This window comes from Bradyrhizobium sp. (assembly GCF_019242285.1).
Taxonomy (GTDB): Bacteria; Pseudomonadota; Alphaproteobacteria; order Rhizobiales; family Xanthobacteraceae; genus Bradyrhizobium.
In genome coordinates this window covers 1-8,300 of sequence record NZ_JAFAVV010000683.1, presented here as the reverse complement: position 1 = coordinate 8,300, position 8,300 = coordinate 1, and the positions used below count along the sequence as shown (strand labels likewise).

Sequence of the window (8,300 nt, the reverse complement as noted above, 5' to 3'; positions counted from 1 at the left end):
CAGATATCATGTCATATAACAGGCTATCGAAGCCTGTTGGTATGCATGCAGGTTTGATTGTCTGGTTCATTCCTCCATGTTAAGAAGGCTTTGCTGACACAGGAACGTTCGAGGCGCCAAGCCGCAATGCTCGAAAATCTGGAACTGCCAAACAACGACCGACCGATTTATCAGCGTTTGGCGGATGCCATCGGTGAGCGAATTGCTCGCGGTGAACTGGCGGAAGGCGATCGGCTGCCACCGCACCGGGAAATCGCGCGCCTGCTCGGCATCAATGTTACGACTGTCACGCGTGCCTTCTCGGCATTGCAGCAGCGTGGACTCGTGGAGGCGCGTCCTGGTCGCGGAACCCTTGTCGCCGGCAAGGAGACGGAGGAGGGCGGTTTCAAATCGGCTCCCAGCGACGAGGCGGGGCTCATCGATCTGTCTGTCAATAGGCCGGCGACGTCGGCCTATCGCGAAGCGCTCTCGCTGCTGCTGCCGCACATCGCAAAGGATCGCCGGTTTGGCGCCTTGCAGGACTACCATCCTCCTGAAGGTCCGGAATGGGCGCGCGCCGCGGTGGCGGATTGGCTCGATGGTGTCACTGGAGATGGTGACGCCGGTCGCGTCGTCCTGACCGACGGCGCCCAGCATGGCCTTGCCTGCGTGTTGCGGGCCTTGACGCAGCCCGACGATATCGTGCTCGCCGATTCCATCACCTATCAAGGCATCAGCGCCCTTTGCCGGTCACAAGGCATCGACCTGCGCGGAGTGTCGATTGACCGGGAAGGCATGCGGCCGGACGCTTTCGAGGCCGCTTGCGCGACCTTGCGCCCTCGTGCGGTTTTCCTCGTACCCAGCCTGCACAATCCGACAACGGTGACATTGAGTGAAGAGCGCCGCCGCGCACTCGCCGCGATCGCGCGCCGCCACAACGTGCTGATCATCGAGGACGATGTCTATCGTCCGTTGCTCGATCGTGCCGTTCCGTCTTTTGCCGCCCTGGAGCCCGAACTCACCGTCCACATCAGCGGCCTGTCGAAATGCATAGCGCCCGGCCTGCGCTACGGGTTCGTGGTGGCGCCGCGCGCGGTCCTGGGCAATGTCGCGGCGGCGCTGCGGATTGATTGCTGGAGCATCAGCCCGCTCACGGCGCTGATCGCCACCATTTTGCTGGAAGAGGGGACCGCGAAGCGCATCATCGAGGTCCAGCGCGAGGAACTGCGCCGGCGGCAGGCCATCTTGCGCGACGCGCTCTCGACATTCGATGTTCAGACCCACGAGACCTCGCCTCACGCTTGGTTGCATTTGCCCGAACCCTGGCGCGGCGCCGCTTTTGCCCGCGCCTGTCGTCAGCGCGGCGTAGGCGTGCTTCCTGCGGATGCGTTCGCCGTGGGACGCGAAACTCTCGCCCATGCTGTGCGCATCAATGTGGGCGCCGCTCCGTCATCCGGCGAATTGCGGCAGGCGCTTTCGATCATGACCGACTTGCTGAATGCAGGTCATTATGAAATCTCGGGCGCGGTCTGAGGCGTTGTGGCGGAATTGATCAAAACGGACGTCGCGATCGTCGGGGCCGGAATCATCGGGCTTGCGATCGCATTTCGGCTGGCCGCGGATGGCCGCGAGGTTGTTGTCATCGACCCGAACGAGCCGGGTTCGGGCGCCTCCTACGGCAACGCCGGGACATTGGCTCCCTACGCCTGTGCACCGGTCGGCAATCCCGATGTCTTACGAAATCTGCCAAACCTACTTTTCAATCCGGACAGCCCTCTCGCCGTGAGGCTGGCCGGCTTGCCCGCGCTCATTCCCTGGCTGTCGCGCTTCCTTTGGCAATCCACGCCCGCCCGCGCGCGCTGCAACGCACACGCGCTGGCAGATTTGCTGAAAGATGCGATGCCGACTTGGCGTGAGCTCGCAGAGCAGGCTCGACTTTCGGACCTTCTGCGATATGAGGGCTGCCTTTACCTCTATCGGGGAAAAATGCCGCGAGAAGGCGACGAGTGGGGTGCTCGGCTGCGAAACGAGCTCGGTGTTCGACATGAGCGGTTGACGTCAGAAGAGGTCGCAAGGCTGGAGCCTGCGCTTCCTCCGGCGGCCGGGGGCATTTTTTTCCCCGATGCGGCTCATGCCGTCGATCCCGCCGCGCTGACCAGCCGACTGGCGGCCGCGGCCACGGCAAGAGGCGCTTCGTTCCAGCGCGCTTATGTCGATCGGCTGGAACCGCAGGACGGCGGACGAATCCGCTTGCTGTGCCGCGATCACATGATCGAAGCGCACACGGTTGTCCTCGCAGCCGGTGCCTGGTCGCGCTCTCTGGCCGAACAAGGTGGCGACGACATTCCTCTCGACACGGAGCGCGGCTACCACATCGAATTCGCGATGGACGCCTGTCCGATCAAGAGGCCGGTCAGCCCGGTTGATCTGGGCTTCTATGTCACACCCATGGCCAGCCGCTTGCGGGTTGCAGGAACGGTCGAACTCGGCGGCCTCTCAGCGCCGCTCAATCCAAAGCAGATTGCCCTTCTGGAGCGAGGCGTCCGTAAGCTCTTGCCAGATCTCGGCCCCGTACAATCCCATTGGCTCGGCTTTCGACCCTCTCTTCCCGACTCGCTGCCCGTCATTGGACCCAGCCGGCGCTATCCGAACCTTATCCACGCTTTTGGCCATGGACATCTCGGCATGACCTTGGCCGGCGCCACGAGCCGCATCGTCGCAAGTCTCGTCGAAAGGCGAAATGACGCTCCGAATCTCGACGCCTTTCGGCCTGACCGGTTTGCTTGAGCGTTTTTCGCTGTCGAGCCGGAGAGCAAGGGGTTGCAAAACCAAAGCGTGAACCCGTCAAATCGCCACTTCCAACGAATGTCGGTATCGGTGGTTGCGCCTCCAGTAGTGAAATCCCAGTTTTCGGCGTAGCTGAAATTGTAGATTTTGGCCCAGAAAAGTCGAAAATGGTTTATCTTTCAGTGGGGATTGACTGACGCTCTCTCCGCCATTCGCGCGATTTTGTGCGCCAATCTACGATTTTGCACTGTTTCTTGCGCGATTGCGCAGCGTGGGTCTCGATCTTTGCGCAGGGCGGCGCAATCGTGTGCCATCTGCCCAAGCAGTGCGATGTCGCTGGTGCGCGCCATGACCCCTCTCCAGCTTGATCAATCCCGCGGACCTCAAACATCTCTGATCAATAGGGAGTGAGCGACGAGATGTGCCCCCGCTGACGTGGAAGTCGCCATCGAGCGCGCATTCGCGCGATCCGTTGGCTCGCAATGACAACGAGGTATTGGAGCGCGAAGGAAGGCGCAGAGATCAGAGACAATCCTCGATCCGGATCGGCAGCTTGCGAACGCGCTTGCCGATGGCGTCGTTGACCGCGTTGGCGATCGCGGCCTGGATGCCGGCGGTCCCCAGCATGCCGATGCCCTTGACTCCGCCAGGCAGATGCGGGTCGTTCTCGTCGATCATGGCGATGTCGAACGCGGGCATGTCGGCATGAACCGGAATGAGATAGTCGGTGAACGATTTGCCGAGGATGCTCCCAGTCGTGGCATCGGTCACCGTCTCTTCGTGAAGCGCCATGCCGATGCCGCCGATGAGGCCGCCAATATACTGGCTCCTGGCCAGCAACGGATTGAGGATGTGCCCGGCCGCAAAGGCGCCGCAGACGCGACGGACGCGGATCTCCCAGAGCTCGGGGTCGACGCCGATCTCGACAAAGATCGCGCCATATCCCATGCCGGTTGCCGCGAGCTTCTGATGATCGGTCGCCGGAATCTCGCCCTCCGCCTCGAGGCCGTTAGAGGTCGCACGCGCGAGCACGTCGGTGAGCCTTTCGCCGGCGTTGCCGGAACGGCTGCGGATCATTCCGTCGGCGAATTCGAGGTCTTCCGGCGGCTTGCCGCCAAGCGGCGAGGCCGGATCTGACGTTGCGATGCTCGTCAGAACCGCGCGCAGTTTCGACGTCGCGGCGTCCACGGCGGGAAAGATGCTCGCCGTGACCTGCGAGCCGCCGGAGAAGGGGCCGTCCGGCAAGTCGGTGTCGCCGAGCTCGACGGTGACCTTGTCCATGGGCAAGCCGAGCGCATCGGCCGCGATCTGGCCGAGCGCGGTGTAGGTGCCCGAGCCCATGTCCTGTGTGCCGCATTGGACCAGCAGTGAGCCGTCTGCGCGCAGCGCGACGCGCGCGCGGCAGGCCTGGCGGATCGCCGGATAGAGCGTGGTGGCCATGCCGAAACCGATTTTCCAGCGGCCGATCTTGGCGGCGGATCGCGTGCGACGCTCGGCCCAGCCAAACCGCTCCGCGCCGACGCGGTAGCATTCGCGAAGGCTGTTGCTGCTCCAGGGCCGGCCGTTCTCCTGGTCGTGATCGGCAAAATTGTTGAGGCGCAATTCGAGTGGATCGATCCCGAGCAGCTCGGCCGCTTCGTCCATCGCCGACTCCAGTGCAAACGTGCCGGGGGCCGTTCCTGGCGCGCGCATCGGAACCGGTTGCGGCTCGTTGGTGCGCACCAGGCGATGACGTGTGGTGACGTTGGGGCAGGCGTAGAGGAAGCGCGTGTAGACCGCCGTCGAGTCCGAAAATTCCGCATGGGTCGAGGTTTGCGCGACGACATCGTGCTCGATCGCCGTCAGGTGGCCATCGACGAAGCCGAGGGCGAGGTCTTGCGTCGTCTCTTGCCGCCGCCCGACCAGGGTGAACATCTGGGCGCGGGAAAGCTCGAGCCGCACCGGACGGTCCGTCTTTCGCGACGCCAGCATCGCCCAGAACATCCACGGCCACCACAGCTGTCCCTTGCAGCCGAACCCGCCGCCGAGATAGCGCGCCAGCACGCGGATGTCGGCGGGCGGCATCTCGAAGGCATGCGCGATGATCGCGCGGGTGCCGAAGATAGCCTGGGTACAGGTGTGGACCACGGCCTTCTTGCCTTCCCACCAGCAGACGACCGCGTGGGGTTCCATCGGATGATGGTTGTTAACGGCGGTCGTATAGCTGCGCCGAACCACGAGCTCGGCTTGGCCTAACGCCCTCGTGGAATCGCCGCGGCGGGTCGCGGCCGGGAAACGCCCGACCATCGCCGGCGCATAGGCCTGGTCCAGTGCCTGGTCCATCTGCGTCAGCGCCGTCCGCGCTGCGATCGAGACGTTTATCGCCTTCGCCGCTTCGCGGGCCTCCGATAGCGAGGCGGCGGCGACGAGCGCCACGGGCTGGCCGTGAAAATGGATGGCCTTCTCCCTGATCAGGCTAGTTGCCGCCGACGGCTTCAGTGACGCAGCATCGTCATGCGTGACAAGGGTGGGAAATCCCCGCAGCGCAGTAGCCCACGATGCATCGAGCGACTCCAGTTCGCCGCAGGAGACGGGCGATTCCACGAGGGCAGCGTGCAACAGGCCTTCCGGGCTGGTCTCGCCTTCATAGCGGGCCTGGCCGGTGACTTTGAGGACGCCTTCATAGCGCGCGATGGTTCGATCCTTCACGACTGGTCTCCGGCCGTTTGCAGGGCGCGAATGACGGCGTTGCGCAGTAAGGGGATTTTGAATGCGTTGCCTTCGAGCGGGCGCGCGCCTTCGATGGCCAGCTCGCCGGCTGCGGCGAAGGCCTGCTCCGTTGGTGCGCGGCCGATGAGCGCCGCCTCGCTTCTTCCGAGCCGCCAGGGCAGGGACGCGACGCCGCCAGCCGCAAGCCGCGCCTCGGCGATGACGCCATCCTCGATGCGCAGCGCCGCCGCAACGGAGACGACAGCAAATTCGAAGGAGGCGCGATCACGGATTTTCAGATAGGTCGAGTGCGGGGCGAAACGCTCCGCGCCGACGATGCGGATCGCAGTGATCATCTCCCCGGGACGCAGCGATGAATCGGGTGCGGTGGTCTCGCCTGGAAGTGGGTAGAGGTCGGACAGCGCGAGTTGCCGCTCGCCGCTCGCGCTGCTGATCGCGATCTCGGCGTCGAGCGCAGCCAGCGCCACCGCGAGGTCGGAAGCGTGCGTCGCCACGCAGCCCGACGAGCCGCCGAACAGCACGGCATGGCGGTTCTCGCCATCTCGGGCGCCGCATCCGGACCCGGGATCGCGCTTATTGCAGGCTAGTCCCGCGTCGCTAAAATAGGGACATCGCGTCCGCTGCAGCAGATTGCCGCCCGCGGTCGCGAGATTGCGCACCTGTCCGCTGGCACTCGCAAGGATGGCGTCGCAAATCAGGGGATGGCCTGCTTTCACCTCCGGATGAGCGGCTACGTCACTCAGTCGCGCCATCGCGCCGATGACAAGCCTGTCGCCGGCACGCGTGATGTCGGCAAGCGGCAGGCGGGAGATGTCGATCACGTCCTGCGGCGCGGTCAGCGAGGCTTTCCAGAGCTGGAGCAGATCGGTGCCACCTGCGAGATAGGCTGCGCCCGGTCTCTTCCCCTGCGACAGCGCATCAGTGAGTTCGGTTGCGCGAACATAGTTGAACGAAGCACTGCTCATAGCCCGGCAACCTCGGCGATTGCGGCGACGATGTTGGCATGGGCGCCGCAGCGGCAGAGATTGCCACTCATTCCTTCGCGAATCTCTTCGATCGAACGCGCGCCTTCCGCCAGCACGGCGATAGCCGACAGAATCTGGCCGGGTGTGCAGTAGCCGCACTGCAGCGCATCGTGCCGGATGAAGGCATCCTGCAGCGGATGCAGGCGATCGGCCGTCCCGATCCCCTCGATCGTGGTGATGTCGGCGTCGCCAAAGGAGGCCGCCAACGCCAGGCAGGATGCGATCCGCCGGCCTGCGACCAGCACCGTGCAGGCGCCGCAGCCGCCCATGTCGCAGCCCTTCTTGGTGCCGGTGAGCTTGAGCTCATCGCGAATCACGTCCAGCAGGGTCGCGGTCGGCGCGGCCTCGAGCTCGTGTCGCGTGCCGTTGACGGTGATGGAAAGCGCGATGCGCTGTTTTGGAAATTTGGCGTCTTGCGATTGCGTCATCTGGTGTTCGTCGCCGCAGCACTGGAATGTTAGGCTGCGATTATGGCAGGTTAGGGCGAGCCTTGAAGGCATGGTATTATCCTAGGATTGCTGAAGCCCCCCTTGGACGCTGTTCGAAAGATGCCGACGTGCCCGTGATCGAGAAACGCCGCAGCGAGCTCGGAGATTTCCTGAGGTCGCGCCGGGAGAAACTGCGGCCGCGGGATGTCGGGCTTTCCGACGGCCGGCGGCGGCGAACCGCCGGTCTGCGGCGCGAGGAAGTGGCTGAGCTCGCCGGCATTGGTGTCGACTGGTACGTGCGCCTGGAGCAGGGCCGCTCCGTCAATCCGTCGATCACCACGATCAATGCGCTGGCCCGTGCGCTCAGGCTCAGCAAGGTCGAGCACCTTCACCTCAAGGCCCTGACGCGATCCGGCGAGCGGCGGAGTTTCCAGCAGGAGACCGTGCCGGATTCGTTGCAGCGGATGATCGACGCCATGAAACAGCCGGCTTATGTGACCGGCCGCAGATGGGACCTGCTCGGCTGGAACAAGGCGGCGAACGAGATTTTCGCGTTCGATCAGCTGGCAAGCGAGGACTGCAATGTCCTGGTCTCGATGTTGACGCGGCCCTCGGCGCGGAAGCTGTTCGGCCCCGGTTGGGCCGATGAAGCCAAGCGTGTGGTCGCGCAGTTCCGGGCCACGCACGATCTATGGGCGGACGATCCCGCATTTCATGATCTGCTGCTCAAGCTCCGGAAAGGCTGCCCGGAATTCTCGGTCTGGTGGAAAACCCATGACATCCGTGGCACGGCTGCCGGGATCAAGCGGCTGCATCATCCGAAGAAGGGCGTGCTGTCCTTCGAACATGCAAGCTTCCAGGCCAATGACGACCCGTCATTGCGGGTCGTCATCTACACGCCCGTCAAGTAGGAGATCTTGGGCTCGCGCGAATGCACCTGACCAGCATGCCGGCTCGGAAGCTCTATGGCTGCTGTGGTCTTATATTCAGGACGTTCGCCATCCGGAGCGAAGGAAGCGGGTAACGAGATCGTCCCGTGTCATAGCAGCCACGTCCTCAGGGCGCTGACCTGACGCGGCTGCCATCGTCGAGAGTCACTTCGATTATGCATCCTTGCCTCGGAGAAGACGCAGTCAGCCCACCATCGATAATAACGCGTCCGAGCGGCAAGCGCGTTGACCCCCACATTTTCGAAATCGTGCCAGATAGCATCAGTAATGGCGCCGAACGTCAGAACACCGGCCACGGCAAACTGAATACTCATCTTTGCGGCCTGAGGCGATACGATCGGCCCTGGGTTGTCACACCCAGGATACTTGGCGCCAGCTTCGGTAACAAACACCTCAATCAGCCGTATGCTGCGCCCTCGTAG

General features: G+C 63.8%; 6 protein-coding genes and 1 pseudogene. 3 read left to right on the top strand and 4 right to left on the bottom strand.

Annotated features, from left to right (window positions below; genetic code table 11):
* Positions 1-126 precede the first annotated feature (126 nt).
* Positions 127-1,512: a PLP-dependent aminotransferase family protein gene (locus tag JOY90_RS27705; RefSeq protein WP_291694283.1), complete on the top strand. Its 1,386-nt coding sequence runs from the start codon at positions 127-129 to the stop codon at positions 1,510-1,512.
* A gap of 6 nt (positions 1,513-1,518) precedes the next feature.
* Positions 1,519-2,766, top strand: a complete 1,248-nt coding sequence (locus tag JOY90_RS27700) for an FAD-binding oxidoreductase (RefSeq protein WP_291694282.1) — start codon at positions 1,519-1,521, stop codon at positions 2,764-2,766.
* A gap of 522 nt (positions 2,767-3,288) precedes the next feature.
* Here the strand turns inward: JOY90_RS27700 and JOY90_RS27695 are convergent.
* The 3 genes from JOY90_RS27695 to JOY90_RS27685 are packed head-to-tail and all read right to left on the bottom strand — an operon-like array spanning position 3,289 to position 6,928.
* Positions 3,289-5,454 (bottom strand): xanthine dehydrogenase family protein molybdopterin-binding subunit, encoded by a 2,166-nt coding sequence (locus JOY90_RS27695; RefSeq protein ID WP_291694281.1) that lies wholly within the window; start codon positions 5,452-5,454, stop codon positions 3,289-3,291.
* The gene (locus JOY90_RS27690; protein WP_291694280.1) at positions 5,451-6,440 is read right to left on the bottom strand and encodes an FAD binding domain-containing protein; all 990 of its coding nucleotides are present in this window, start codon (positions 6,438-6,440) and stop codon (positions 5,451-5,453) included. The genes JOY90_RS27695 and JOY90_RS27690 overlap by 4 nt, the downstream gene beginning before the upstream one ends.
* Complete coding sequence (locus JOY90_RS27685; RefSeq protein WP_291694279.1) at positions 6,437-6,928, bottom strand: (2Fe-2S)-binding protein; 492 nt, start codon at positions 6,926-6,928, stop codon at positions 6,437-6,439. Before JOY90_RS27685 ends, JOY90_RS27690 begins: the two co-directional genes overlap by 4 nt.
* A 134-nt stretch (positions 6,929-7,062) precedes the next feature.
* On the opposite strand from JOY90_RS27685, the gene JOY90_RS27680 reads away from it, so the two are divergent.
* Positions 7,063-7,839 carry a helix-turn-helix transcriptional regulator gene (locus tag JOY90_RS27680; RefSeq protein WP_291694278.1) on the top strand — a complete coding sequence of 259 codons (777 nt, stop codon included), beginning with the start codon at positions 7,063-7,065 and terminating at the stop codon, positions 7,837-7,839.
* 128 nt (positions 7,840-7,967) lie between these two features.
* Here the strand turns inward: JOY90_RS27680 and JOY90_RS27675 are convergent.
* Positions 7,968-8,300: pseudogene (locus tag JOY90_RS27675) on the bottom strand (hypothetical protein); the annotation flags it as partial.